This is a genomic window from Blastococcus xanthinilyticus, from assembly GCF_008124835.1.
Classification (GTDB): domain Bacteria; phylum Actinomycetota; class Actinomycetes; order Mycobacteriales; family Geodermatophilaceae; genus Blastococcus; species Blastococcus xanthinilyticus.
This window is the reverse complement of the sequence record NZ_VNHW01000014.1, coordinates 66,346-90,459: the sequence shown is the minus strand read 5'-3', so window position 1 is coordinate 90,459 and position 24,114 is coordinate 66,346. Positions and strand designations below refer to the sequence as shown.

The 24,114-nt window shown below is 75.9% G+C and carries 25 protein-coding genes; 12 read left to right on the top strand and 13 right to left on the bottom strand.

All coding sequences use genetic code 11. The annotated features are described in order from the left end of the window. Positions 1 to 11: 11 nt before the first annotated feature. From BD833_RS18800 to pheS, 3 genes are all read right to left on the bottom strand, one after another. Positions 12 to 818, bottom strand: coding sequence for an SDR family NAD(P)-dependent oxidoreductase (locus BD833_RS18800; protein WP_166534679.1), 807 nt, complete (start codon positions 816 to 818; stop codon positions 12 to 14). Beyond that, entirely contained in the window at positions 811 to 3,273 is a 2,463-nt protein-coding gene (gene pheT / locus BD833_RS18795; RefSeq protein WP_166534678.1) for a phenylalanine--tRNA ligase subunit beta, read from the bottom strand. Before pheT ends, BD833_RS18800 begins: the two co-directional genes overlap by 8 nt. Positions 3,274 to 3,340: 67 nt before the next feature. Then, positions 3,341 to 4,408 (bottom strand): phenylalanine--tRNA ligase subunit alpha, encoded by a 1,068-nt coding sequence (gene pheS / locus BD833_RS18790; protein WP_166534677.1) that lies wholly within the window; start codon positions 4,406 to 4,408, stop codon positions 3,341 to 3,343. A 174-nt stretch (positions 4,409 to 4,582) separates the two neighbouring features. Here pheS and BD833_RS18785 point away from each other — a divergent pair, with 174 nt between their 5' ends. Together BD833_RS18785 and BD833_RS18780 are read left to right on the top strand one after the other, a co-directional pair. Continuing rightward, positions 4,583 to 5,425 carry a DMT family transporter gene (locus BD833_RS18785; RefSeq protein ID WP_166534676.1) on the top strand — a complete coding sequence of 281 codons (843 nt, stop codon included), beginning with the start codon at positions 4,583 to 4,585 and terminating at the stop codon, positions 5,423 to 5,425. A 70-nt stretch (positions 5,426 to 5,495) separates the two neighbouring features. Then, positions 5,496 to 7,748 carry an EAL domain-containing protein gene (locus BD833_RS18780; protein WP_166534675.1) on the top strand — a complete coding sequence of 751 codons (2,253 nt, stop codon included), beginning with the start codon at positions 5,496 to 5,498 and terminating at the stop codon, positions 7,746 to 7,748. A gap of 12 nt (positions 7,749 to 7,760) precedes the next feature. On the opposite strand, the gene BD833_RS18775 is transcribed toward BD833_RS18780, so the two are convergent. The 6 genes from BD833_RS18775 to BD833_RS18750 all read right to left on the bottom strand — a co-directional run bounded on the left by BD833_RS18775 (position 7,761) and on the right by BD833_RS18750 (position 11,633). Continuing rightward, positions 7,761 to 8,414 (bottom strand): TetR/AcrR family transcriptional regulator, encoded by a 654-nt coding sequence (locus tag BD833_RS18775; RefSeq protein WP_166534674.1) that lies wholly within the window; start codon positions 8,412 to 8,414, stop codon positions 7,761 to 7,763. A gap of 115 nt (positions 8,415 to 8,529) precedes the next feature. Further along, entirely contained in the window at positions 8,530 to 9,333 is an 804-nt protein-coding gene (locus BD833_RS18770) for a TrmH family RNA methyltransferase (protein ID WP_166534673.1), read from the bottom strand. Positions 9,334 to 9,459: 126 nt separating this feature from the next. Further along, positions 9,460 to 9,849 carry a 50S ribosomal protein L20 gene (gene rplT / locus BD833_RS18765; RefSeq protein ID WP_166534672.1) on the bottom strand — a complete coding sequence of 130 codons (390 nt, stop codon included), beginning with the start codon at positions 9,847 to 9,849 and terminating at the stop codon, positions 9,460 to 9,462. A 41-nt stretch (positions 9,850 to 9,890) separates the two neighbouring features. Continuing rightward, positions 9,891 to 10,085, bottom strand: a complete 195-nt coding sequence (gene rpmI / locus BD833_RS18760; protein ID WP_014376216.1) for a 50S ribosomal protein L35 — start codon at positions 10,083 to 10,085, stop codon at positions 9,891 to 9,893. Between the two features lie 100 nt (positions 10,086 to 10,185). Further along, positions 10,186 to 10,836 carry a translation initiation factor IF-3 gene (gene infC, locus BD833_RS18755; protein WP_166534671.1) on the bottom strand — a complete coding sequence of 217 codons (651 nt, stop codon included), beginning with the start codon at positions 10,834 to 10,836 and terminating at the stop codon, positions 10,186 to 10,188. 278 nt (positions 10,837 to 11,114) lie between these two features. Continuing rightward, complete coding sequence (locus BD833_RS18750; protein ID WP_243737793.1) at positions 11,115 to 11,633, bottom strand: PH domain-containing protein; 519 nt, start codon at positions 11,631 to 11,633, stop codon at positions 11,115 to 11,117. Between the two features lie 51 nt (positions 11,634 to 11,684). On the opposite strand from BD833_RS18750, the gene BD833_RS18745 reads away from it, so the two are divergent. The 5 genes from BD833_RS18745 to BD833_RS18725 all read left to right on the top strand — a co-directional run bounded on the left by BD833_RS18745 (position 11,685) and on the right by BD833_RS18725 (position 16,817). Continuing rightward, positions 11,685 to 12,734, top strand: a complete 1,050-nt coding sequence (locus BD833_RS18745) for an MBL fold metallo-hydrolase (protein ID WP_208092762.1) — start codon at positions 11,685 to 11,687, stop codon at positions 12,732 to 12,734. Then, positions 12,713 to 13,318, top strand: a complete 606-nt coding sequence (locus BD833_RS18740) for a uridine kinase family protein (protein ID WP_166534669.1) — start codon at positions 12,713 to 12,715, stop codon at positions 13,316 to 13,318. Before BD833_RS18745 ends, BD833_RS18740 begins: the two co-directional genes overlap by 22 nt. Before the next feature lie 184 nt (positions 13,319 to 13,502). After that, entirely contained in the window at positions 13,503 to 14,174 is a 672-nt protein-coding gene (locus tag BD833_RS18735; protein WP_166534668.1) for a GAF and ANTAR domain-containing protein, read from the top strand. A 26-nt stretch (positions 14,175 to 14,200) separates the two neighbouring features. Beyond that, positions 14,201 to 15,604 (top strand): PP2C family protein-serine/threonine phosphatase, encoded by a 1,404-nt coding sequence (locus BD833_RS23335; protein ID WP_279536033.1) that lies wholly within the window; start codon positions 14,201 to 14,203, stop codon positions 15,602 to 15,604. Positions 15,605 to 15,695: 91 nt separating this feature from the next. Continuing rightward, positions 15,696 to 16,817 carry a uroporphyrinogen-III synthase gene (locus BD833_RS18725; RefSeq protein WP_243737792.1) on the top strand — a complete coding sequence of 374 codons (1,122 nt, stop codon included), beginning with the start codon at positions 15,696 to 15,698 and terminating at the stop codon, positions 16,815 to 16,817. Here the strand turns inward: BD833_RS18725 and BD833_RS23100 are convergent. Next, positions 16,814 to 17,668 (bottom strand): GNAT family N-acetyltransferase, encoded by an 855-nt coding sequence (locus BD833_RS23100; protein ID WP_243737791.1) that lies wholly within the window; start codon positions 17,666 to 17,668, stop codon positions 16,814 to 16,816. The two genes, BD833_RS18725 and BD833_RS23100, sit on opposite strands and share 4 nt — an antisense overlap. A gap of 139 nt (positions 17,669 to 17,807) precedes the next feature. Between BD833_RS23100 and BD833_RS18715 the strand changes: the two genes are divergently transcribed. The 3 genes from BD833_RS18715 (at position 17,808) to BD833_RS18705 (ending at position 20,470) form a co-directional block, all read left to right on the top strand. Next, positions 17,808 to 19,268 carry an MFS transporter gene (locus BD833_RS18715; RefSeq protein WP_166534666.1) on the top strand — a complete coding sequence of 487 codons (1,461 nt, stop codon included), beginning with the start codon at positions 17,808 to 17,810 and terminating at the stop codon, positions 19,266 to 19,268. Between the two features lie 121 nt (positions 19,269 to 19,389). Further along, complete coding sequence (locus tag BD833_RS18710; RefSeq protein ID WP_166534665.1) at positions 19,390 to 20,181, top strand: hypothetical protein; 792 nt, start codon at positions 19,390 to 19,392, stop codon at positions 20,179 to 20,181. A gap of 100 nt (positions 20,182 to 20,281) precedes the next feature. Further along, a complete protein-coding gene (locus BD833_RS18705) occupies positions 20,282 to 20,470 on the top strand; it encodes a hypothetical protein (protein ID WP_166534664.1) in 189 nt (62 codons plus the stop codon). Here the strand turns inward: BD833_RS18705 and BD833_RS18700 are convergent. Then, entirely contained in the window at positions 20,467 to 21,102 is a 636-nt protein-coding gene (locus tag BD833_RS18700; protein ID WP_166534663.1) for a class I SAM-dependent methyltransferase, read from the bottom strand. The genes BD833_RS18705 and BD833_RS18700 overlap by 4 nt on opposite strands. Positions 21,103 to 21,175: 73 nt before the next feature. Beyond that, a complete protein-coding gene (locus BD833_RS18695; protein ID WP_166534662.1) occupies positions 21,176 to 22,123 on the bottom strand; it encodes an NAD(P)/FAD-dependent oxidoreductase in 948 nt (315 codons plus the stop codon). A gap of 68 nt (positions 22,124 to 22,191) precedes the next feature. Between BD833_RS18695 and BD833_RS18690 the strand changes: the two genes are divergently transcribed. Continuing rightward, positions 22,192 to 22,770 (top strand): helix-turn-helix domain-containing protein, encoded by a 579-nt coding sequence (locus BD833_RS18690; protein WP_166534661.1) that lies wholly within the window; start codon positions 22,192 to 22,194, stop codon positions 22,768 to 22,770. A 32-nt stretch (positions 22,771 to 22,802) separates the two neighbouring features. Here the strand turns inward: BD833_RS18690 and BD833_RS18685 are convergent, their stop codons facing one another. Then, positions 22,803 to 23,597, bottom strand: coding sequence for an AraC family transcriptional regulator (locus BD833_RS18685; RefSeq protein ID WP_166534660.1), 795 nt, complete (start codon positions 23,595 to 23,597; stop codon positions 22,803 to 22,805). 50 nt (positions 23,598 to 23,647) lie between these two features. Here BD833_RS18685 and BD833_RS18680 point away from each other — a divergent pair, with 50 nt between their 5' ends. Continuing rightward, complete coding sequence (locus tag BD833_RS18680) at positions 23,648 to 24,112, top strand: DUF2000 domain-containing protein (protein ID WP_166534659.1); 465 nt, start codon at positions 23,648 to 23,650, stop codon at positions 24,110 to 24,112. Positions 24,113 to 24,114 lie beyond the last annotated feature (2 nt).

Below are 24,114 nucleotides of genomic sequence, written 5' to 3'. Positions count from 1 at the left end.
GGCGAGCTACCTCAGGCGATCGGGTCGGTGCCGCCGTAGGGCCGGAGCCGGAGCTGCCGGGCGGCGTCGGCCGGCGTGGTGGAGCGCAGGAGGTCGAGGTCGTCCCTGCCGGCGCGCACGAAGCGGCCGGACCAGTGGTCCAGCTCGCCGGCGGCGATCGCCGCGACCAGCTCGACGACGGCCTCCGGCGGCGTCCAGTCGGTGAAGCCCTGCCACATGTGCATCGAGCGGGTCATCGGGGTGTCGACGACGCCAGGGGCGACGTCGAAGGCGCGCACTTCGGAGCCCTCCAGCCCGGCGACCAGCGACTCGGTCAGCCGCATCAGCCCGGTCTTCGCCACCGAGTAGGCGGAGTAGTCGGGGTTGGCGCGGGTGCTCATCCCGCTGGCGATGTTCACGACCCGGCCGCGGTTGCGCAGCACCATCCACGGCACGACGGAGCGGATGGTCAGCTGTGCGCCGCGGATGTGGCTGGAGACCACCTCCCACCACTGGTCGGCGTCGGCCTCCCAGACCGGGACCTCGAACTCGTCGATCAGCCCGGCGTTGTTGACCAGCAGGCCGACCTGGCCGAGCTCCGCCACCACCTCGGCCACGGCGGCCTCCACCGCGGCGCGGTCGGTGACGTCGGCGGCCACCGCGAGGGTCCGCCCGCCGGTGGCCTCGGCGACCTCGGCCATCGCCGTCCGCAGCCGGTCGCCGTTCCGGGCCAGCCCGGCCACAGCCATCCCGCGCGCGGCCAGGCCCTCGACGAGGTGCCGGCCGATGCCGGTCGACGCGCCGGTGACCAGGGCGACCTGGCCGGAAAGATCAGCCACGGAGCTGCGCCCCGAACGCCGCACCGGCCAGGACCACCGCGCGGTCGAGCGACTCCCGGGCCTCCTCACCGGTCAGCGTCCGGTCCGGTGCCCGGAAGGTGAAGGCGTAGGCGAGCGAGCGGTGCCCGTCGGGCACCTGGCTGCCCTCGTAGACGTCGAACAGCCGCACGTCCTCCAGCAGCTCCCCGGCGCCCTCGGCGAGCACCGCGCGCACCTCCGCCTCCGGGTGCCGCCCGGCGACCACGAGCGCGGCGTCCATGTGCACCGGCGGGAACGTCGAGATCGGCGGCGCCTGCGGCACCGGCGGCGCCGGCAGCGCGTCGGCGTCCAGCTCCATCACCGAGGTGCGGGGCGGCAGCTCCAGCGCGGCGCACACGCGGGGGTGCAGCTCGCCGGCGTACCCGATCACCCGGCCGTCGGCGACCAGCTCCGCGCAGCGCCCCGGGTGCCACGGCGCCTGGTTGCCCGCGCGCACGGTCAGCTCCGCGCCGGCCGCCTCGGCCACGATCCGGGCGGCCTGCACCGCGTCGGCCCACTCCGCCGGGCGGCCCGGGCCCCACCAGCCGCGCGGCTCGCGCTGCCCGGTGAGCGCCACGGCCACGTGCCAGGGCTGGGCCGGCACCGCGCCCAGGAGCGCGGCCAGCGTCGCGTCGTCCGGACGGCGGTCGACGCCCGGCAGCGGAGCGGTGCTGCGCTCCCCACCGGGGAACACCGCGCCGTGCTCGAAGACGGCGACGTCGCGCCGGCCGCGGGCGAGGTTGCGGGCCAGCGAGGCCAGCAGCCCGGGCAGCAGCGTCGTGCGCAGCGCGGGAGCCTCCTCCGAGAGCGGGTTGCGCACCGTGACCACCCGGCGGCGCTCGTCGTCCCCGGGCAGGTCGAGGGCGTCCAGCTGCGCCGTCCCGAGGAAGGGGAAGGCGGGGGCCTCCACGTAGCCCGCGTCGGCCAGCGCCCGGCCGATGCTGCGCCGCCGGCGCTGCCGCTCGGTGAGCCCGCCGCCGGGCGGGGCGGTGGGCAGGATGGAGGGGATCTCGTCGAAGCCGCGGAACCGCACGACCTCCTCGACCAGGTCGGCCGGCTCCCGCAGGTCACCGCGCCAGGACGGCGGGGTCACCCGCAGCGTGCCGCCGTCGCCGTCGACGGTGGCGCCGATCGCTTCCAGCACCTCGACCACCTGGGAGTCGGAGTAGTCCACCCCGGCGACCCGGCCGGGCAGCCCCGCGTCCAGCGCCACGACCGGCCGGGGCCCGCGGGTGTCGACGTCCACCGGCGTGCCGACGACGCGGGCGCCGCCGTGCTCGACCAGCAGCGCCGCGCCCCGGGCGAGCGCCACCACGGTGACCTCCGGGTCGGTGCCGCGCTCGAAGCGCTTGCCGGCCTCGCTGGGCAGCCGGTGCCGGCGCACGCCGCGGGAGATGCCGGCCTGCTCCCAGTGCGCGGCCTCCAGCAGCACCGCGCTGGTCGCGTCGCCGATCTCGGTCGACGCGCCGCCCATCACGCCGGCCAGCCCGATCGGCCCGGAGTCGTCGGTGATCAGCAGGTCGTCGCCGGTCAGCGCGCGGTCGACGCCGTCGAGGGTGGTGAGCCGCTCCCCCGCCGTCGCGGTCCGGACGGTGATCGGCCCGGTGACGGTGCCGCGGTCGAAGGCGTGCATCGGCTGTCCGAGCTCGAGCATCACGTAGTTGGTGACGTCGACGGCCAGCGAGATGCTGCGCACCCCGCACTGGGCCAGCCGCCGGCGCAGCGCCCACGGGCTGGGCGCGGCCGGGTCCAGGCCCTCCAGCGCCAGCATCGAGAAGCGGTCGCAGCGACCGGGGTCGGCGACGGTGACCTCCCCGGCCGGCGCGCCGGACCAGGCGGGCAGCGGCAGGTCGGCCGGGTCCCGCCAGGAGACGCCGAGCACGCCGGCGAGGTCGCGGGCGATCCCGCGCATGGACATCGCGTAGCCGCGGTCCGGGGTGACCTCGAGGTCGAAGACGACGTCGTCCAGCCCGAGGACGTCCGCGGCGGGGGTGCCCGGCTCGTAGCCGTCCCGCCCGAGCACCAGGATGCCGGCGTGGTCCTCGCCGATGCCGAGCTCGCGGACCGAGCAGATCATCCCGTCGGAGATGTGGTCGTAGGTCTTCCGCGCGGCGATGGCGAAGTCACCGGGCAGCACGGCGCCGGGCAGCGCGGCCACCACGAGGTCGCCGACGGCGAAGTTGCGCGCACCGCAGACGATGCCCCGGGGCTCGGGCTCGCCGACCTCGACCTGGCAGTAGCGGATCGGCTTCTTGAAGCCGGTGAGCTCCTCGATCTCCAGCACCCGGCCGACGACGAGCGGGCCGGTGGTGACCGGCGGGCGGACGACGTCCTCCACCTCGAAGCCCAGCCGCACGAAGGCGTCGTCCAGCTCCTGGACGGAGATGCCGGCCGGGAGGTCGACGAGCTCGGACAGCCAGCTGACGGGGACCTTCACTGTGCTCCTCCGCTGCTGCGCAGCCCGTTCGCTCCGCTCCTCGCTCGTGCCTCGCTGCGATGCTCGCTCACTGCTCAACTCCGAATGCACTGGTGAACCGGACGTCGGCCTCGGCGATGTCGTGCATGTCCGACACCGCGGAGCGGAACTGCAGCGCCCGCTCGATGCCCATGCCGAACGCGAACCCCGAGTAGACGTCGGGGTCGATGCCGCAGGCCCGCAGCACCCGGGGGTTGACCATCCCGCAGCCGCCCCACTCGACCCACTGCGGGCCGTCGCGGTGTTCGGGGAACCAGACGTCGAACTCCGCCGACGGCTCGGTGAACGGGAAGAAGTGCGGCCGCCAGCGGGTGCGGGCCTCGGCGCCGAAGAGCTGGCGCGCCAGGTGGTCCAGCGTGCCGCGCAGGTGCGCCATCGTCAGGCCGCGGTCGACGGCCAGCCCCTCGACCTGGTGGAAGACCGGCAGGTGCGTCGCGTCGAGCTCGTCGGTGCGGTAGACGCGACCGGGCGCGACGACGTAGATCGGCGGGGTGCGCGCCAGCATGGTCCGCGCCTGCACCGGGCTGGTGTGCGTGCGCAGCACCAGCCCGGAGTCCTCCGGGGCGACGAAGAAGGTGTCCATCATCGACCGCGACGGGTGGTCGGGGCCGATGTTGAGGGCGTCGAAGTTCAGCCACTCGGCCTCCAGCTCCGGCCCCTCGGCGACCTCGTACCCCATGCCCACGAAGATGTCGGCGATCCGGTCGGTCAGCGTGGTCAGCGGGTGGCGGGCCCCCCGCGGCGCCCGGTCCCAGGGCAGGGTGACGTCGACCCGCTCCTCGGCGAGCACCCGGGCGTCGCGCTCGGCTTCGAGGGCCACCTTGCGGGCGTCGTAGGCCTCGGTGACCGCGACCCGGGCGGCGTTCACCCGCTTGCCGGCGTCGGACCGGGCGGCCGGGGGCAGCGCGCCCAGCTCGCGGCGGGCCAGCAGCACCGGCGCCCGGTCGCCCAGGTGCGCCGGGCGGACCGCGGCCAGGGCCGTCAGGTCACCGGCGGCCCCGAACGCCTCGAGCGCGGCACGGACGGCCTCGTCGAGGGCCTCGGGCGAGAGCGCGGCGACCTGCTTGGGGTCGTAGGGATCGTTGGCGCCAGACACGGGACGCCATTCTGCCCGGCGACCGCCTCCGCCCGCGCCTGGGTTCCGGTGCGAGGATGCCTGGCGTCGCCGGCACCGGCGTCCTGGCTCACCGCATGGGGTCCTGGCTCACCGTCGACGCCGAGCCAGGACCCCTGACGATCAGGTGACCTGATCATCAGGGCGGAGGGCGGGATGGCGGTCGTGCTGGCGCTGGCGTCGGCGGTCGTCTACGGCGCGTCGGACTTCCTCGGCGGGCTGGCCAGCCGGCGGGCGTCGGTGTTCGGCGTGGTCGCGCTGTCCCAGCTGGCCGGGCTGGTCGCCCTGCTGGTCCTCCTGCCATGGCTGGGCGGCCCGGTCACCGCGACCGACCTCTGGGCCGGCGGCGCCGCGGGGCTGGCCGGAGCGGCGGGCCTGCTGGTGTTCTTCCGGGCGTTGGCCGGTGGGGTGATGAGCGTGGTCGCGCCGGTCACCGCGGTCACGGCGGCCGCCGTCCCGGTGCTGGTCGGCACGCTCGACGGCGAGCGGATCGGCCCGTGGGCCGGGATCGGGATCGGGCTGGCCCTCGTGGCCGTCGTGCTGGTGTCGGCGGAGGGCGGCCTGTCGGCCCTCCGCGGCGCCCGCCCGGCGAGCCTGGCGCCCGCGCTGGTCGCCGGCGCCGCCTTCGGGCTGTTCTTCGTGCTGCTGGACCGCACCTCCGCCGAGGCCGGGCTCACGCCGCTGGTCGCCGCGCGGATCGCCTCGGTGACCCTGGTGGGAGCGGTCGCGCTGGCCACGGGTGCGCCGCTGCGGGCGGGCCGGGCCGCCCTGCCCCTGGTGGTGGTCTCCGGCGTCGGCGACATGACGGCCAACGCCCTGTTCCTGCTCGCCACCCAGGTGGGCGGCCCGCTGGCGATCACCGGCGTGCTCGCCTCGCTGTACCCGGTGACGACCGTGCTCCTCGCCCAGCTGGTGCTGCGCGAGCGGCTCGTGCCCGCCCAGCTGGCGGGCCTGGCCACGGCCGCGGCCGCCGTCGTGCTGATCACGATGCCGGCTTGATCTCCCCCGCACGGGTGGGGTCCGGCGCTCCCGGCTCACGGTCCGCGGCGCGCCGGCCGATGCCTCCGCCGTGGATTCCGCGCGCCCGCTTCCCGACCCCGCCCTGACCGCGGCGCTCCTGCCCGGCGGGGTGCGTAGCGTCTTCCAGCCCATCGTGGAGCTGGACACCGGCGACGTCGTCGCCTTCGAGGCGCTCGCCCGGGGCCCCGAGGGGCCGCTGGAGCGGCCCGACCTGCTCTTCGCCGCCGCGCGCGAGGCCGGGCTGCTCGCCGAGCTCGACGCGGCCTGCCGCGTGGCCGCGTTCACCGGCGCGGCCCGGCACGGGCTGCCGGCGCCGCTGGCGCTGTTCGTCAACGTGGAGCCCGAGGTGCTCGACAGCGCGCCGCTGGACGAGCTGCTGGCCATCGCGGACTCCGCGCCCGGCGGGCTGCGGGTGGTCCTGGAGATCACCGAGCGTGCGCTCGCCACCCGCCCGGCCGAGCTGCTGCGCACGGTCGCCCGGGTGCGTGAGCTCGGCTGGGGCATCGCCCTGGACGACGTCGGCGCGGACGCCATGTCGCTGGCGTTCATGCCGTTGCTGCGGCCCGACGTGGTGAAGCTCGACCTGCGGCTGGTCCAGGAGCGGCCCGGCCCCGCGATCGCCCAGATCATGAACGCCGTGAACGCCTACGCCCAGAGCACCGGCGCCGCGGTGCTGGCCGAGGGCATCGAGGACGACACCCACCTCGCGATGGCCCGGGCGCTGGGCGCCACCCTGGGGCAGGGCTGGCTCTTCGGCCGGCCCGCCCCGACGCCCGCGACCGACCGACCGGCCGGGTCCCTGCCGCCGCGGGTCTCCGACCCCGGCGTGGACGCCGACCCCGGTTCGCCGTTCGCCTGCCTGCCCGAGGGGACCGCGCTTCGCCGTGCCCCCAAGGCGCTGCTGATCGAGCTGAGCAAGCAGCTGGAGCGCGAGGCCATGCGCCTGGGCGAGACCTGCGTGGTCACCGCCACCTTCCAGGAGGCGCGCCACTTCACGCCGTCCACCATCCAGCGCTACCGCGACCTGGTCGAGCGCACCGGCTTCGTCTGCGCGATCGGCGAGGGCCTGCCCACCGAGCCGCTGCCCGGCCTGCGCGGGGCCGACCTGGCCGCCACCGACCCGGTCCGGGGCGAGTGGGACGTCGTCGTCCTCGCCCCGCACTTCAGCGTCGCCCTCCTCGCCCGTGACCTCGGCACGACCGGGCCGGACCTGCAGCGGCAGTTCGAGTACGCGCTCACCTACGACCGGGACGTGGCCGTGCGGGCCGCCCGCGGGCTGCTGGGCCGCGTCGCGCCGCGGGTCGCGCCCGCCGCCGGCCCCGCGCCGCGCACGCCGGCACCGGTCGCCCAGCCGGCGGCCGAGCCGCACGTGATCGAGCTGCTCGGCGACCCGGCCCTCGTCCGGCGCGCCCTGGAGGCGACGCCCAGCGGTGTCTGCCTGGTCGACGTCCGGCTGCCGGACCAGCCCATGGTCTACGTCAACCCGGCGTTCGAGCGGCTGGCCGGCCTGTCGCGCGCCGAGCTGCTGGGCCGCAACTGCCGATTCCTCCAGGGGCCGGACACCGACCCGGCCGCCACCGCCCGCATCCGGGCGGCCCTCGCCGCCGGCGAGGAGTGCCGCGAGGTGCTGCTCAACCACCGCGGCCCCGAGCGCACCCCCTGGTTCAACGAGCTGCACCTGGCGCCGGTCACCGACGCATCGGGCGCGGTCGTGCAGTACATCGGGGTCCAGGTCGACGTGACCGACCGGGTGCTGGCCGAGCGCGCGCTCGAGCAGGAGCGCGACCGGGCCCGCAGCTACCTCGCGCGGATCGAGCAGCTCACGGTCACCGACCCCCTGACCGGTCTGGCCACCCGCCAGCACGTGCACGAGCAGGCCGCGACCGCGGTCTGGAACGCGCGGGCCGCCGGGGAGGCGATGTCGCTCCTGGTCGTCTCGGTGGCGAACCTCGACGCGGTGGAGGGCCGGCACGGCGCGGCGGCGGCCGAGGAGCTGCTGTGCGCCACCGCGCAGCGGCTGCGCGGCCGGCTGCGGCGGGGCGACCTGGTCGCCCGGTGGGGCCGCGACGCCTTCGTCGTGGTGCTGCCCGGGCTCACCCCGGGAACGGCGGCGGAGGAGGCCGGCCGGGTGCGCGCCGAGCTGGCGGACGGCGCCCGCGGACCGGTCGTGCTCGGGGGCACGCCGCTGGTGGTCGAGGTGCGCACCGGCGCCGCGTGCTTCCCGGCGGATGCCGACGACGTCGACGGGCTGCTCGCGGTCGCCGAACGCGCGGCCGGCCGGCTGCCGGCGCTGCGCGGCTGACCGGCGCCGCGGTCAGGCCCGCGGCGGGAGCAGGGTGCCGAGCCCGCCGTGGGCCAGCTCGGTGAGCTGGTCGACCAGCTCGGCGGCGGAGACGGTGCGGGCGGCCGACCACCAGTGCGCGGCCAGCTGCACCATGCCGACGATGCCGTACGCCCAGGTCACAGCACCCTCCGCGGGCCGCCCGGCGTCGGTGAGCCGCGCACCCAGGATCCGGCCCAGCGCGGTGGCGACGGCGTGCTCGGTCGCCGCCACGAGGTCCGCCCGCCCGGTGCGCCCGGCCTGCGCGTAGGCGAACCGGTAGAGCGCCGGCTCGTCCTCGATCAGCGACACGAAGGCGGCGATGACCGCCCGCAGCTGGGCGCGGTCGTCGCCGCGGTCGGCGACCAGCTCGCCGAGCAGCCGGGGCAGCAGGATGGCCTGCGAGATGCGGTCGAGGACGGCGTCGATCAGCTCGTCCTTGTCACCGAAGTAGCGGTAGATCACCGTCTTGGAGACCCCGGCGCTGCGGGCGACGTCGTCGACCGAGAACTCCGGACCCGCGAGCCGGACGGCCTCCACGGCCGCCCCCACCAGGTCCTCCCGCCGGGCCCGGCGGTGCTCGGTCCACCGGGAGCGGCGACCGTCGGTCGGGGCGGGCGCGTCCGCGACCCGTTGCGTGTGTTCCACGGAATCAGCCACCTTCTCTTCCAGCCCTCCCCGACGTGGACGGCGCTCGCCGCTGACCGCCATCCTCCCCGTCCGGGGCCGCCGGCATCACCTCCACGCCCGCGCAGGTCCAGGATCAGCCCGCTCCCTGGGCGAGCTGGGTGGTGTAGAGGCAGATCGCCGCGGCAGCCGCGAGGTTGAGGCTCTCGGCCCGCCCCCGCATCGGGATCCGCACCCGCGCGTCGGCCAGCGCGGCCAGCTCGGCGGGCACCCCCCGCGCCTCGTTGCCGAACAGCCAGAGCACCGGGCCCGCCAGCCGGCCGTCGGCGACCAATCCGGGCAGCTCCACCTCTCCCCCGCCGTCGGCGGCGAGGACGGTGACCCCGGCGGCCCGCAGCACCGGCAGCAGCTCCTCCAGCGGAGCGCCGCGCACGACGTCGACGTGGAAGAGGCTGCCCGCGCTGGAGCGCACCGCCTTGCCGCCGTAGGGGTCGGCCGAGCCGGCCCCGAACACGACCGCGCCGGCGCCGCAGGCATCGGCCGTACGCAGCACGGTCCCGGCGTTGCCGGGGTCGTTGAGGCCGGCCAGGGCGACCGACAGCCGCGGCGGCGTCCCCACCAGCGTCGCAGGAGCGACGTCGCGCAGCGCGCAGACGGCGACCAGGCCCTGCGGGGTCACCGTCTCCGACAGCCCGGCGGCCGCCTTCCCGGTGACCAGCCGCACCGGCACCGGGGCCCCGGCGAGCAGGTCGGAGTGGGCCGCCGCGGCGGGCTCGGTGGCGAACACCTCGGAGACGCCGTCGGGCGCCGTGGCGAGCGCCTCGGAGACCGCCTGCCGCCCCTCGGCGAGGAAGAGCCCGGCGGCGTCCCGCCCGGCGCGCCGGGTGAGCTTCCGGGCCGCGACGATGCGCGCCGACCGCTCGGTCAGCAGCTCGGTCACGCGGTCTCCTTCCGGGGCGGTGGGCGGCGGTCGGTACACACGCCGACGCCGCCGGCGCCCGGCCCCGAGGGGTCGGTCACCGACGGCGTCGGTCGGCCCGCCTGCAGGCAGCAGGCGGGGCCTCGATCAAGCGGCCTGGCTGCCGGTCGCCTGGGGGTTCGCGGCGAGCGCGGCCCGGGCGGACTCGACCAGCGTGGCGAACGCGGCCGGCTCGTTGACGGCCAGCTCGGCGAGCACGCGGCGGTCGAGCTCGATGCCGGCGAGCTTGAGCCCCTGCATGAACCGGTTGTAGGTCATGTCGTTGAGGCGGGCCGCGGCGTTGATCCGGGTGATCCACAGCTTGCGGAAGTCGCCCTTGCGGACCTTCCGGTCGCGGTAGTTGTAGGTGGCCGAGTGGAGGATCTGCTCCTTGGCCTTGCGGTACAGCCGGGACCGCTGACCGCGGTAGCCGCTGGCGGCCTCCAGGGTCGTCCGGCGCTTCTTCTGGGCGTTGACCGCCCGCTTCACGCGTGCCACGGAAGTGCTCCTGTCTTTCTAAAGGTCAGTGGAGAGGACGCTCAGATGCCCAGGAGCTTCTTGAGGTTCTTGGCGTCGGCCGGCGAGACGACCTGGTCCCGGTCGAGCCGGCGCTTGCGGGTCCCGGACTTGTGCTCGAACTTGTGCTGGTTGTTGGCCTGCTCGCGCATGAGCTTCCCGGTGCCCGTGACGCGCACCCGCTTCGCGGTGCCCTTGTGGGTCTTCTGCTTCGGCATGTCCTCGCCTGTCCTGGTCGTGTTCGTGCGGGTGGCGCGGCAGCCTGGGCTGCCGCACGCACCCGGTGGTCTCGGTGGTGCGGTCCTGCGGATCAGGGGGTCAGGCGCTGGGCGCCTGCTCCGCCTCCTGCCGCTGGCCCTGCTCGCTGGCCTTGGCCTCCCGGCCCTTGGCGGACTGCGCCGCCTGCTGCAGGGCCTGGGCGTTCTTGTGCGGAGCGATCACCATGACCATGTTGCGGCCGTCCTGCTTCGGGTTGGACTCGACGACGCCCAGCTCGCTGACGTCGGCGGCCAGCCGCTGCAGCAGGCGGTAGCCCATCTCCGGGCGCGACTGCTCGCGGCCACGGAACATCACGGTGATCTTGACCTTGTCGCCGCCCTTGAGGAAGCGCTCGACGTGGCCCTTCTTGGTCTCGTAGTCGTGCGGGTCGATCTTGAGGCGCAGCCGCATCTCCTTGATGACGGTGAGCGCCTGGTTCCGCCGGGCCTCGCGGGCCTTCTGGGCGGACTCGTACTTGAACTTCCCGTAGTCCATGAGCTTGGCGACGGGCGGCCGGGCCATGGGGGCGACCTCGACCAGGTCGAGCTCGGAGTCCTGTGCCAGGCGCAGCGCCTCGCCGATCGACACGATGCCGACCTGCTCGCCCTCGGGCCCGACCAGGCGGACCTCGGGGACTCGGATGCGGTCGTTGATGCGGGGCTCGGTGATGGCCTCTCCTCTGCTGCTGCATGGGAGGAGTCGCTGGCCCATCCGGTCACCGGGACGCAGAAGGCCCCACGAGCGTTCGCTCGCGGGGCCCACTCGCCGGTGACGCACGACCCGTGAGGGTGCATGCGCGCGCGAGCGCCGGTCGGGGACCAGCTCTCGCGTTCCGGGACCTGGGCGCCTGGGGGGCGTCAGGTGGGAGCGGGCTCCTCTTGGATCAGCGGCCCGGGGCGGGGCCGCTGGTGGTTCGCGCGCCTCGATGTAGCGGGGGGAGGCACACCCACTCTACAGCGTCCCGCCCGCTCGCGGCATTCCCCCCTGGCTCAGTCGTCGTAGAGCAGCGGCGGCCGGACCGGATCCTTGGCCCGGGCGGCGGCGTGCAGCGCGCGCAGGCCCTCCACCGCCCGCACCGCGCGCTCGCCGTCGACGGCCTGGAGGGCGTGCAGCGAGATCTCGTCGCCGTTCTCCAGCAGCAGCGACCCCCAGGCCGACGAGCGCTCGAACCGCACCGCGCGGACCGCCGTCCACGGCACCTGGTGGTGGACGACGAGGTTGCGGACCCGGACACCCGAGGCGTCGGCGTCCAGCCGGGACCGGCCGAGGAACAGCACGCCCGCGGCCAGCACCAGCCCGAGGCCGCCGATGGCCACCTGGTCGACGACGCCGTACTCGACGACCGAGTTCGGGGTGGAGGGCAGCGCGAGCGCCACCACGACGGCCACCACGAGGACGACCCCGCCCACACCGCCGAGCAGCAGCCGCATCCGGCGGGGCACGGCGCTGACAGTGGGGGCGGCGCGCACGGCGCCGGCGACGGGCGCGGCATCGGGGGAACCGTTCACGCCCCCATGGTGTCAGCTGCCGTCCCGGATGCGGCTGGCAGAGTGCGGGCCGTGGAGATCACCGGCACCGCCCAGCACGCCGCGTGGCAGTCCCGGTCCCTCCCCCCGGTCGAGCAGCTGCGCCCGGGCCTGTGGTCGCTGCCGGTGCCGATCCCGCACAACCCGCTGCGCTACGTCACCGTCCACGTGTTCGCCCTCGACGGCGGCGGCCTCGGCCTGCTGGACACCGGCTGGGAGAGCGACGCCGGCTGGACGGCGCTCACCGACGGCCTCGCCGCGATCGGGGGGTCGGTCCAGGACGTCCGCGGCGTGCTGGTGTCGCACCTGCACTTCGACCACCTCGGCCTCGCCGCGCGGGTCCGGGCGGCCAGCGGTGCCTGGGTGGCCATGCACCCGGCCGACGCGACCGCCGTCGCGGCGCTGAGCCGGACGGCGGCCGCCGACGCCGTCGCCGCCGAGGTCCGGTTCCTCATCGGCCTCGGTGCGCCGCCCGAGGAGGCCCGGGCCGACGTCGGCGGGGCGGAGAACCTGGCCGGCTTCCTGCGGATGGCGGTGCCCGACCGCCTGCTGGAGGACGGCGACGTCGCCGCGTTCCCGAGCTGGTCGCTGCGCGCGGTGCACACCCCGGGGCACACGCCGGGGCACCTGTGCTTCGCCGAGGAGCGCACCGGCCTCTTCTTCTCCGGCGACCACGTGCTGCCCCGGATCAGCCCGAACGTCTCGAGCACCCACCGGGGCGAGGCCGATCCGCTGCGCTCCTACCTCGGCTCCCTCGCCGGCGTCCGCGACCTGGCGGTCACCGAGGTCCTGCCCGCGCACGAGTGGCGCTTCCGGGGGCTGGCCGACCGGGTGGACGCGCTCACCGCCCACCACGAGGCCCGCCTGGCGGAGCTGCTCGCGGCCATCGGCGCGCATCCCGGCTCGACGCCGTGGGACCTCGCCGCGCACCTCACCTGGTCGCGCCCGTGGGAGCAGTACGAACGGCGCATGCGGATCTTCGCGGTCACCGAGACCGACGCGCACGTGCGCCTGCTGGCCGGCCGGGGCCTGGTCACGAGCAGCGGTGGAGCGGTGCCGACGTGGACGATCCGCCCCCGCTGACCCGGCAGACCTTCGCCGCCCTGGCCGATCGGATCCTGTCCCTCCCCCCGCGGCTCGGCGGCACCCGGTTGGTGAGCGTCGACGGCCCGGCGGGGTCCGGCAAGACCACGTTCGCGGCCCGGCTGGCCGCTGCCCTCGGCACGGGTACGCCGGTGGTGCACATGGACGACCTGTACGCGGGGTGGACCCTGACCGGGGCGGCGTCCCGGCTGGCGGCCGGAGTCCTGCGCCCCCTGGCGGAGGGCCGGGCCGGCGCCCACCACCGCTACGACTGGGCGGCCGGCCGGTTCTCCCCCGACCTCGTGCCGGTCCCGGCGGGCCCGGTCCTGCTGATCGAGGGATGCGGCAGCGCCACCCGGTGCCTGGATCCGTGGTCCACCCTGCGGGTCTGGATCGAGGCCCCGGAAGCCCTCCGGCTGGCCCGCGGACTGGCCCGCGACGGCGTGGACCTGGCCGGTGAGTGGCAGCGGTGGCTGGTCACCGAGGCGGCTGCGTTCGCTGCGGAGGACACCCGCCGGCGGGCCCACCTCCGGGTGGACGGCGCCGCGGGCGGCCCGCCTGCCGGATTCGTCCTGCGGACCTGACGCAGGGCGGCCGCCGGCGCGCGACGTTTGCCACCCGGTGGCGTTGCCTACCCGTCCACGGGTACGACGCCGAGTCGAGAAGCCGGCCACGCGCGGCGTACCTGGAAGGCGCCTCGTGAACGGAAATCGAACCGCGGGCCCGAACCTGCCTCTGACCGACGAACTGGCCGGGGTCTTCGCACGCATGTCGGGTCTCCTCCTGTCGGAAGAGACGGTCGAGACGTCGCTGAGCCTGCTGAGCTCGCTGGCCCACGAGACCGTGCCGGCCTCCTGCGGGGCCGGCATCTCGGTGGTCGAGGGCCCGCACCGGGTCTCGTCGGGGTCGACCGACGACCGGGTGCGGCAGGCCGACGCGCTGCAGTACGACCTCGACGAAGGTCCCTGCCTGGCCGCGGCGGCCGGGCGCGAGGTGGTCCGCGTGGACGATCTGCGGCACGAGCGCCGCTGGCCGCGGTGGGCCGATGCCGCGGGCTCCCTGGGTCTGCGGGCCGCGCTGAGCGCGCCGCTCGTCGCCGGGAACGCCGGGCTGGGGGCGATCAAGGTCTACGCCGACCGCCCCGGCGTCTTCGACCGGCGCAGCGAGCAGTTGCTCACCCTCTTCTCCGCCCAGGCCGCGTTCCTCGTCGCGAACGTCCAGTCCTACGACCGGGCCCGGCGGCTCAGCGAGGGAATGCGGCAGGCGGTGCGCGACCGGGACCTGGTGGGCATGGCCAAGGGCGTGCTCATGGGGCGCCACTCCATGGACGAGGACGCCGCGCTGCGCATGCTCGTGTCCCGGAGCCGGGACCAGGGCGTCGTCCTGGCCGACGCCGCGCGCGCCGTGGTCGACTCCGCCGCCCGCCGCCGCCGGCTGTGACGGCGAAGCCTCGGCAGCCGGCCCTCGTGGCCGGCTACGCACACGCCGACCTGTCCCTCGAGCAGCTGTGGGTCCGCTACTTCGCCCTGGGCGGCACCGCCGACCTCATGGAGGTCGACGCCTACCTCAGCGGACTCGCGACCCTTCCCGACGACCAGCACGACCTGCTGGCGCACGCCGTCAACGAACGCCTCGACGAACTGCTCGCCCGCCACCGGGTGCCCTACACCCATACGCTCCGGACGGGGCGGCCGAGCACCGGCCCGCTGGCCGCGGTGGTGACCCTCCTGGAGGCGGCCGGGACCGCACCGCCCGAGCGGCTCCCCGCCCTCGTCGGGGACGCCGGCCGGGCGCTCGGCGTCGACGTCACCGTGCACCGGATCGACCACGAGCAGCGCTGCCTCGTCCGGCTCGGCCACGCGGGCGCCGCCGGCCGGCGGCGGCTGGACGTGGGGAGCACGATGGCCGGTCGGGCGTTCCGGACCTCGCAGGTGGTCTCCTCGGACCGGGACGGCCGGCCGCGGCTGTGGGTGCCGGTCGTCGACGGGGCCGACCGGCTGGGGGTGCTGGAGGTCCGCGTCGAGGACGCGGCGGCGCTGTACGACCCGGCGCTGCGCGACCAGTGCCGGTGGCTGGCCTCGCTGCTCGGGCACGTCCTCGCCTCGGTCGAGGTCTACGGGGACGGGCTGGAGCGTCCGCGGCGGATCCGGCCCATGTCGCCCTCCGCCGAGCTCGTCTGGCAGCAGCTGCCCCCGCTGACCGCCGCCACGGAGTCCTTCGTGCTCGCCGGCCGGCTGGAACCGAGCTACGACATCGGCGGCGACGCCTTCGACTACGCACTGTCCGAGCAGGCGGTGTCGCTCGCCATCTTCGACGCGGTGGGCCACGGCATGCACGCCGGGCTCATGACCGCGGCCACGCTGGCCGGGTACCGCAGCGCCCGCCGGGACGGCCGCAGCGTGTTCGACCAGGCCGGCGCGATCGACGAGGTGGTCGCCCGGCAGTTCCCCGGCAGCCAGTTCGTGACCGGTGTCATCGGCGAGGTCGAGGTGGGTTCCGGCCGGCTGCGCTACGTCAACGCCGGGCATCCGCCCCCGCTCCTGCTCCGTGACGGCCGGGTGGTCAAGCAGCTCGAGGGCGGCCGGCGGGTGCCGTTCGGGCTGGATTCCCGGGGTCTGGTGGTGGGTGAGGAGATGCTGCAGCCCGGCGACTGGCTGGCGCTCTACACCGACGGCATCACCGAGGCCCGCGACGCCCACGGCACGTGGTTCGGCGAGCAGCGCCTCGCGGAGTTCCTGACCCGCGCGATCGGCGCCGGCCAGCCCCCGGCGGAGACCGTCCGCCGGCTGACCGCCGCCGTGCTCGACCACCAGGGCGGCCTCCTGCAGGATGACGCGTCGGTGCTGCTGGCCCGCTGGAAGCAGCCGTGACGACCGCCGTCGCGCGCCTCGCACGGAGGCCCGACACATTCCCGTAACCCCGAGGTCGGACCATGGTGCGGCACCGGCGCGAGGGGGAGATGTGACCGAGCAGGACGAGCACCCGGCCGGACCGGACCTCCCGCTGGCCGGCTACACCGTCGCGGTGACGGCGGCCCGGCGGAAGGAGGAGCTGGGCGCCCTGCTCGACCGCCGCGGCGCCCGGGTCCTGTACGCCCCGGCGATCCGGATCGTGCCGCTGTCCGACGACACCGAACTGGTCGCGGCCACCCGCCGGGTGCTCGCCGCCCCGGTCGACCTGGTCGTCGCGACCACCGGCGTCGGCTTCCGGGGCTGGCTGGAGGCGGCCGACGCCTGGGACCTGCCCCTGGTTGCGCACCTGTCGGGTTCGCGGGTGCTGGCCCGCGGCCCGAAGGCGCGCGGCGCCATCCGCGGCGGCGGGCTCGTCGACGCGTGGTCGCCGGAGTCGGAGTCCTCGGCCGAGGTGCTCGAGCACCTGCTGTCCGGTGCCGAGGGGCCGTTGGAGGGCCGGCGGATCGCCGTCCAGCTGCACGGTGATCCACTCCCCGACCTCGTCTCCGGGCTCCGCGCGGCCGGCGCCGACGTGCTGACCGTCCCGGTCTACCGCTGGGTGCTGCCCGAGGACGTCGCGCCGGTGGGGCGGCTGGTCGCCGCGATCATCGCCAGGAGCGTCGACGCGGTGACCTTCACCAGCGCGCCGGCCGCCGCCAGCCTGCTGCACGTCGCCGGGGAGCTGGGGCAGCGCGAGGCGCTGGTGGCCGCGTTCGGCGACCGGGTGCTCGCCGTGGCCGTCGGCACGGTCACCGGCGGCCCGCTCGAGGCGGCCGGCATCCCGTACACGTACCCGGAGCGGTCGCGGCTGGGGGCGCTGGCCCGCGAGGTCGTCGCCCGGCTGCCCGCGCGCGACCCGGTGCTGCAGGTGGGAGCGCACACGCTGCAGGTGCGGGGGCACGCCGCCGTCGTCGACGGGGAGCTGGTCGAGCTGGCGCCCGGCTCGCTGGCCGTGCTCCGCGAGCTGGCCCGGCGGCCGGGGCACGTCGTCCCCCGGCCGGAGCTGGTGGCCGCCCTGCCCGGCGGCGGGGACGGGCACGCGGTGGAGATGGCGGTGACCCGGCTGCGGGCCGCCCTGGGGGCACCGCTGGTGGAGACCGTGGTCAAGCGCGGCTACCGCCTCGCCGTCTAGCGCTCCGCCCCGCGGAGATCCAGCCGCATGAGCACGCGCGGGAAGCCGTTGAGCACCGAGTCGGTGTCGGCGGCGTGCACGAAACCGGCCCGCTCGAACATCGCCCGGGTGCCCACGTAGGCCATGGTGAGGTCGACCTTCGCGCCGTCGTTGTCCACCGGGTAGCTCTCGACGGCGGGCGCGCCCTGCGCCCGGGCGAACGCGACTGCGCCGCTGATCAGGGAATGGCTGATGCCCCGCCCGCGGTGGCCGGGGCGCACCCGGACGCACCACAGCGACCACACCGGCAGGTCGTCGATCCGCGGGATCTTCCGGTTGCGGGCGAAGGTCGTGTCGGCGCGCGGGTGGACCGCCGCCCAGCCCACGACCTCGGCGCCGTCGTAGGCGAGCACGCCGGGCGGTGGATCCTCGGCGACCAGTTGCCGCACGCGCTCACCGCGCGCCGGGCCCTGCAGCGCCTGGTTCTCCTTCGAGGGGATGCGGTAGCTCAGGCACCAGCACACGTTCGCGTCCGGCCGCCGGGGCCCGACCATCGTCGCGACGTCGTCGAACACGGTGGCCGGGCGGACCTCGATCGGCCGCTCGTCGACGGGCACGGCGTCGGTGGGCACGGCGTCGGTGGGCACGGCGTCGGTGGGCACGGCGTCGGTGGGCACGGCGTCGGTGGGCACGGCGTCGGTGGGCACGGCGTCGGTGGGCACGGCGTCGGTGGGCACGGCGTCGGTGGGCACGGCGTCGGTGGGCACGGCGTCGGTGGGCACGGCGTCGGTGGGCACGGCGTCGGTGGGCACGGCGTCGGTGGGCACGGCGTCGGTGGGCACGGCGTCGGTGGGCACGGCGTCACGCGGCATGGCGTCATCGTGGCAGTGGACGCCGACAACTCCCACCGCTCCGGCCCTCACCGCGGTTGCGCGGCGCGGTGAGCGGACCGTTCCCGGGACGTCATGCGCGCGCGCCGCCGGGGAAACGGCTCGTTCCTAGCGTCGCGCCATGACCTCCACCCCCACCGTCCGTCCGCCCGGCGCCGCGGCCGAACCGGCCTCCGCGCCCCCCGACCAGTCACCGCGGGGTACCCGGCGCGGGGCACAACGGCGGGCGAGGTGGATCGAGGACTACAACCCCGAGGACGCCGCGTTCTGGGCCTCGCCCCAGGGCCGGCCGGTCGCCCGGCGGAACCTGGGATGGTCGGTGCTGGCCGAGAACATCGGTTTCAGCGTGTGGCAGATGTTCAGCATCGCCACCGCCGTCCTCGCCTCGATCGGCTACGGCTTCACCAGCGACCAGCTGTTCTGGCTGGTGGCGACCGCGGGCCTGGTCGGCGCGATCATGCGGGTGCCGTACACGTTCATGCCCGCGCTGGTCGGCGGCCGGAACTGGACGGTGGTGAGCGCCGCGCTGCTGCTGGTGCCGGTGACGCTGCTGACCGTCGCGGCGACCACCGCCCAGCCCTACTGGTTCTGGGTGCTGACCGCGATCACCTGCGGCTTCGGCGGCGGCAACTTCGCCTCCTCGATGGCCAACATCTCGTTCTTCTACCCGGACAAGGAGAAGGGCTTCGCGCTCGGCCTCAACGCCGCCGGCGGGAACATCGGGGTGGCGATCATCCAGCTGGTCGGGCCGCTCGCGGTCACGGCCGGCGCCATCGCCGTCGTGGGCGGCAGCACCGGGACGACGGAGGCCGGCGACGCCCGCTACGTGCAGAACGTCGCGCTCATCTGGCTGCCGTTCATCGCACTGGCGATCGCCGGCGCCTGGTTCGGCATGGACAACCTGTCCGGCGCCAGGGCCAACGTCGCCGACCAGGCCGCGATCGCCCGCCGCAAGCAGACCTGGGTGATGTCGTTCCTCTACATCGGTGCGTTCGGCTCGTTCATCGGCTTCTCCGGCGCCTTCCCCCTGGTGCTCGCCAACGAGTTCGCCGCCGACACCTACCGCTACGCCTTCCTCGGCCCGCTGGTCGGCTCGCTGTCCCGCCCGTTCGGCGGCTGGCTGGCCGACCGGGTGGGTGGCGCGAAGGTCACCGTGGTCACCTTCGTCGGCCAGGCCGTCGCCATCGGCGGCGCCATCGCGTTCCTGCGGGCGGAGAGCTTCGGCGGTTTCCTCGCCAGCTTCCTCGTGCTCTTCGCGGTCGTGGGCATGACCAACGGCTCCACCTACCGGATGATCCCGATCATCTACCGGGCCGAGGCCGCCGCCGGCCACCCCGCCGACACCCCGGCCGAGGTGCTCTACCGCGCCCGCCGCGACACCGCCGCCGCCGTCGGCATCATCTCGGCGGTCGGCGCCCTCGGGGCGGTGTTCATCCCGCGGATCGTCTCGGAGTCCTACGGCGCGACCGGCGGGGTGGAGACGGCGCTGCTGTCGTTCTGCGGGTTCTACATCGCCTGCGTGGCGGTGACGTGGTTCGTGTACCTGCGCCGCGGCACGCTGATGCAGCGCGCGGGGGTCTGACCGCTCCGCCCACCGGGCCCGGCCCCTCGGGCCGGGCCCGGCGCCCTCCGCGTGGCCCGCGCGGGTGAGGCCGGGCCGTCCCGGGGTGCAGCCGCCCGGCCGGACGGACGAAGATCACCGCGTGACCGCAGCCGAGGAGACCAGCACCGGGCGCACGCTGATCCGGGCGGGCGGCCCCGTCGCCGGGTCGATGAGCGACGCCGCGGCCGCGGTGGTCTACGAGCCGGCCGCGGCCCGGGTGCAGGTGAGCGACCTGTTCGCCGCGACGCTGCGCACCGCCGCCGAGCAGACCGCGGGAATCACGGCCGACCGGGAGCGCGTCCGCGCCGGTGCCGTGCTCGCCTTCGCCGTCGAGCACGCCGTGACGGTGCACCGCGCCGGCCGGCCGGTGCGCAGCGACGGCTTCTTCGACGCCCGTCCCGGCAGCCGGCCGGTCGCCGACGAGGTCGCCGAGTCGGTCGTGGCCGCGGCGCGGCGCTCGACCGACGAGCGCCGGGTCCGGCACCTGGGCTACCTGCTGGCCGAGGTCGCCGTCTCCCCCGACGTCGACGGCGCGGTCGTCGGCCGGGCCCTGCAGCTGGCCGGGACGCTCAGCTGGCGGCAGCTGGCGCTGCTGGCCGCGGTGGGCCGCCGGGACCGGGTGCCGCTGCCCATGGCCCCCCTGGAGGAGGAGCCGCGGGGGTGGGCGGCCTGGGGCGCCCGTGAGGACCTCGCCGACCTCCAGCGCAGCGGTCTGCTCGACCCTCCGCCGGCCCAGGCGCGGCCGGGTGGCGCCGCGCTGCCCCGGCTCCGGATGGCCGACCTGCGGCTGACCCGCCGGGGCGTGCTGGTGCACCGGCTGCTGGTGCTCGAGATGCTGCGGGACGACGCCGTTGCCGCGGCCCTGGCCGACATGGGACTGCCGCGCAGCTGACCACTGCCGGGGATCGTTACCTGATCGTGACCTGCCGGCGTGGTCGTTTCCGCCCCCTCGGGACGTCTTCCTCGTAGGAGGACGGACGGAAGGGGAGCCGGTGACGCGCACCAGGCACGACGAGAGACCGGAGAGCGCCTCGCTGGTCGCCGCCCGCCAGCTGGCCGAGGAGGCGCACCACCACCGCCTCCCCGACCGCCGCGGGGTGCCGGCCCGCCGCCGGCCGCACGTCCCGTCGGCACCCACCGTGCGCGGCCCGGGAGCCGACCCGACCGACGCCGGCAGCTAGCCCACCGGGATCCGCCGCCGGGCGACCAGCACGGTGTCGGGCACCGGGTTGCCGGTGCGCTCCGCCGCCCCGGCGTCGCGCTCGCGGGTCGCAGTGACGACGTCGGGCCACTCCGCCGGATCGAGCACCGCGGCGACGTCGTCCGCGGTGTAGAGCGCACCGGGGTCGTGCCGGTGGTGCTCCCCGTGGCCCCAGGCCTCGCCGTGCAGGTGACCGACGACCAGCAGGGTGCCCCCCGGCGCGACGGCCGCGGCCAGCCGGCGGAACAGCGCCGCGCGGTCGGTCCAGGTCGCGTGCAGGTAGTGCGCGGTGACCAGGTCGAACCGCCCCGCCGGCGGGGTCCAGGAGTCGAGGTCGGCGTGCACCCACTCCACCCGGTCGTCCAGGCCACGGGCGCGGGCGGCCCGGCCGGCCCGCTCCAGGGCGACCGGCGAGAAGTCGACCGCCGTCACCCGCCACCCGCGCTCGGCGAGCCACAGCGCGTCGCCGCCCTCGCCGCTACCCGCGTCCAGCGCCCGGCCCGGCGGCAGGTCGGCCGCCTCGACGACGAGCTGCCGGTTGGCCCGGCCGCTCCACACCGCCGGGGCCGAGCGGTACAACTCGTCGTAGGTCTCCCGGTCGATCGCGCTCACGAGTCCTCCTCGCCGGCGCTCGTCGGCCGCGTTCGCGCAGGCAGCTGTGCTCCTCGTTCGCTCGCGAGCTCGCTCATGCCGCCACGCTCCGCCGCGCGGCCACCGCGGCCGCGGTCTCCTCGGTGGTCAGGTCACCGTTGATCATGGCGCCGGCCCGCAACCCCTGAGCCGCCGCGACGATCACCTGCGCGCCGAGGTCGCCGGCGTTGCCGGCCACCCAGACGCCGGGGACGTCGGTGCGCCCGGTCGGGTCGGCCGGCAGGTGGGTGCCCATCACGGTGCCGCCCATCTCCATCGGCACCGGCGTGGCGCCGAGCCCGGCGAGCAGGCCCGCGTTCGCGCCGAAGACCGGCGCGACGACGACCGCGTCCCGGGCGACCACCTCCCCCGAGGCGAGCCGGACGTCCGCGCCGCCCTCGAGCGCCGCCACCTCGTCGCGGACGATCCGCACGTCCCGGGCGGCCAGCTGCTCGAGCTCGTCGGCCGTGGGCTCGGACCCGGTGTGCAGGAACAGCACGACGTCGTCGGTCCACTGCCGCCACATCAGCGCACCGTGCACCCCCAACGTTCCGCGGGCCACGATGCCGACGGCCCGGTCGCGCACCTCCCAGCCGTGGCAGTAGGGGCAGTGCAGCACCGTGCTCCCCCACCGCTCGGCCACGCCCGGGATCTCCGGCAGCTCGTCGGTCAGGCCCGTGGCCAGCAGCAGCCGGCGCGCCCGCACCGCGGCGCCGCCGTCCAGGTCGGCGACGAAGCCGTCGTCCTCACGGCGGACCGCGACCACCCGGCCGGTCACGACCGTCCCGCCGTAGCTCTCGACCTCACCCCGTCCGATCGCGTACAGCTCGGCCGGCGGGGTGCCCTCCCGGCCGAGGTAGTTGTGCACGTGCCCGGCCGGTGCGTTGCGGGGCTCGCCCGCGTCCACCACCAGCACGCTGCGCCGGGCGCGGGCGAGGGTGAGCGCTCCGCTCAGCCCCGCCGCGCCGCCTCCGATGACCACCACGTCGTACCGCTCGTCCATGACCCCAACTGTGGACCCGGACGGCGCACGATGGCAATCATGGTTGCTGGAATGGCAAGCTGGCCGGCATGAGCGACGACGACGTCCTGGAGAACGTGGGCCCGCGGCTGCGGGCGCTGCGCACCGAGCGCGGGCGGACCCTCGCCGAGATCGCCGAGGACACCGGCATCTCGGTGAGCACGCTGTCGCGGCTGGAGTCAGGCGGCCGCCGGCCGACGCTCGAGCTGCTGCTGCCCCTGGCCCGCGCCTACGGGGTGGCCCTCGACGACCTGGTCGACGCGCCGGCGCCGGTCGACCCCCGGGTGCACGGCCACCCGATCCGGCGCGACGGCATGACGCTGGTGCCGTTGACCCGCCAGACCGGTGGGCTGCAGGCCTACAAGCAGCTGTTCCCGCCGCACTGGCAGGTCGGCAACACCGAGCAGAAGGTGCACGACGGGTACGAGTGGCTCTACGTCCTCTCCGGTCGCATCCGGCTGCTGCTCGGCGCCCGCGACTTCGTGCTGGCCCCCGGCGAGGTGGTGGAGTTCGACACCCGCGTGCCGCACGCCTTCTCGAACCCGTTCGCCGAGCCGGCCGAGACCCTCATCCTGGTCGGCCCGCAGGGCGAGCGGATGCACGTGCGCGCGCGGCCCGCCGACCGGTAGGGGTCAGGCGGAGCGGTCCAGGCGGTGCGGGTTCAGGCGGAGCGGGCGTAGGCGGCCGGCGTGGTGGCGAGCATGCGGCGGAAGTGCCGGGTCAGGTGGGCCTGGTCGTAGAAGCCCGCGGCCACCGCCACCTCGCCGGCCGGCAGCCCGTCGAGCAGCAGCCGGCGGGCCAGGTCGATCCGCCGGCCGGTGAGGTAGCGGTGCGGCGGGAGCCCGTGCCGCCGGGTGAAGGCGCGCACCAGGTGGGTCGGCGAGACGCCGAGGCGCCCTGCGGCGACGGTGAGGTCGACCCCCTCCACCACGTGGGCGTCCAGCAGCTCCCGCAGCGCGTCGGCGGACCCGGCATCCCGCGGGGCCCCGGGCGGGGTGACCATCCGGTCCAGGTGCTGGCCCAGCCGCTCCAGCACGAACGCCAGCCGGCTCTGCGCCTCGAGGTCCTCGGGATGCGGCCCGAGCGCGGCGTGCAGCTCCGAGACCCGCGCCCGCAGCACGGGGTCGGCGAACGCCGGCCGGTCCACCGCCCGGCCCACCCGGTCCGCGCCGAGGGTCACCGGCTCCAGGTACAGCACCCGCTTGCGGAACCCGCCGGGGAACTGCGACCGGCCGTCGTGCGGCACACCGGGCGGCAGCAGGGTGACCGCCGCCGGGGACGCACCGTGCGCGTGCCGGTCGAGGTCGTAGCGCACCGCGCCGTCGTCGATCAGCAGCAGCGTCCACGCGTCGTGGGTGTGCGCGGGGTAGGCGTGGTCGGTGAACCGGGCGTGCAGCACCTCGGTCAGGCCCGGCACCCGCGGGCGCCAGGCGACCACCTCGGCCGGGCCGGTCACGTCAGGAACGTACAAGACCGGGGGGCGGCGGCGGCGCGACGCTGACCGGCGTGACGACCGCTCAGACCGCGCCCGTGACCACCCCCGACGCCGATGAGGCCGGCCCGCCGTGGCCGACGAAGATCGTCGTCCTCCTGCGCGAGGGCCTGCTGCCGTGGCAGGAGCTCAACGTCACGGCGTTCCTGGCCGGTGCGGTGGCCGCGGCCATCCCCGAGCTGATCGGCCGCCCGTACGAGGACGCCGACGGCACCGGGTACCTGGCCATGATCCGGCAGCCGGTGCTGGTGATGACCGGCTTGGCGCAGGTGCTGGCGCAGGCCCGCGAGCGATCGGTGCAGCGGGGCCTGCCCACGTCGGTGTTCACCGCCGACCTCTTCGCCACCGGTGGCGACGCGGAGAACCGCGCCGCGGTGCGGGCGGTCCGCGGCGCCGACCTCGACCTGGTCGGGGTGGCGCTGCACGGGCCGAAGAACGTCGTCGACAAGGTGGTGAAGGGCGCCCGCATGCACCCGTAGGG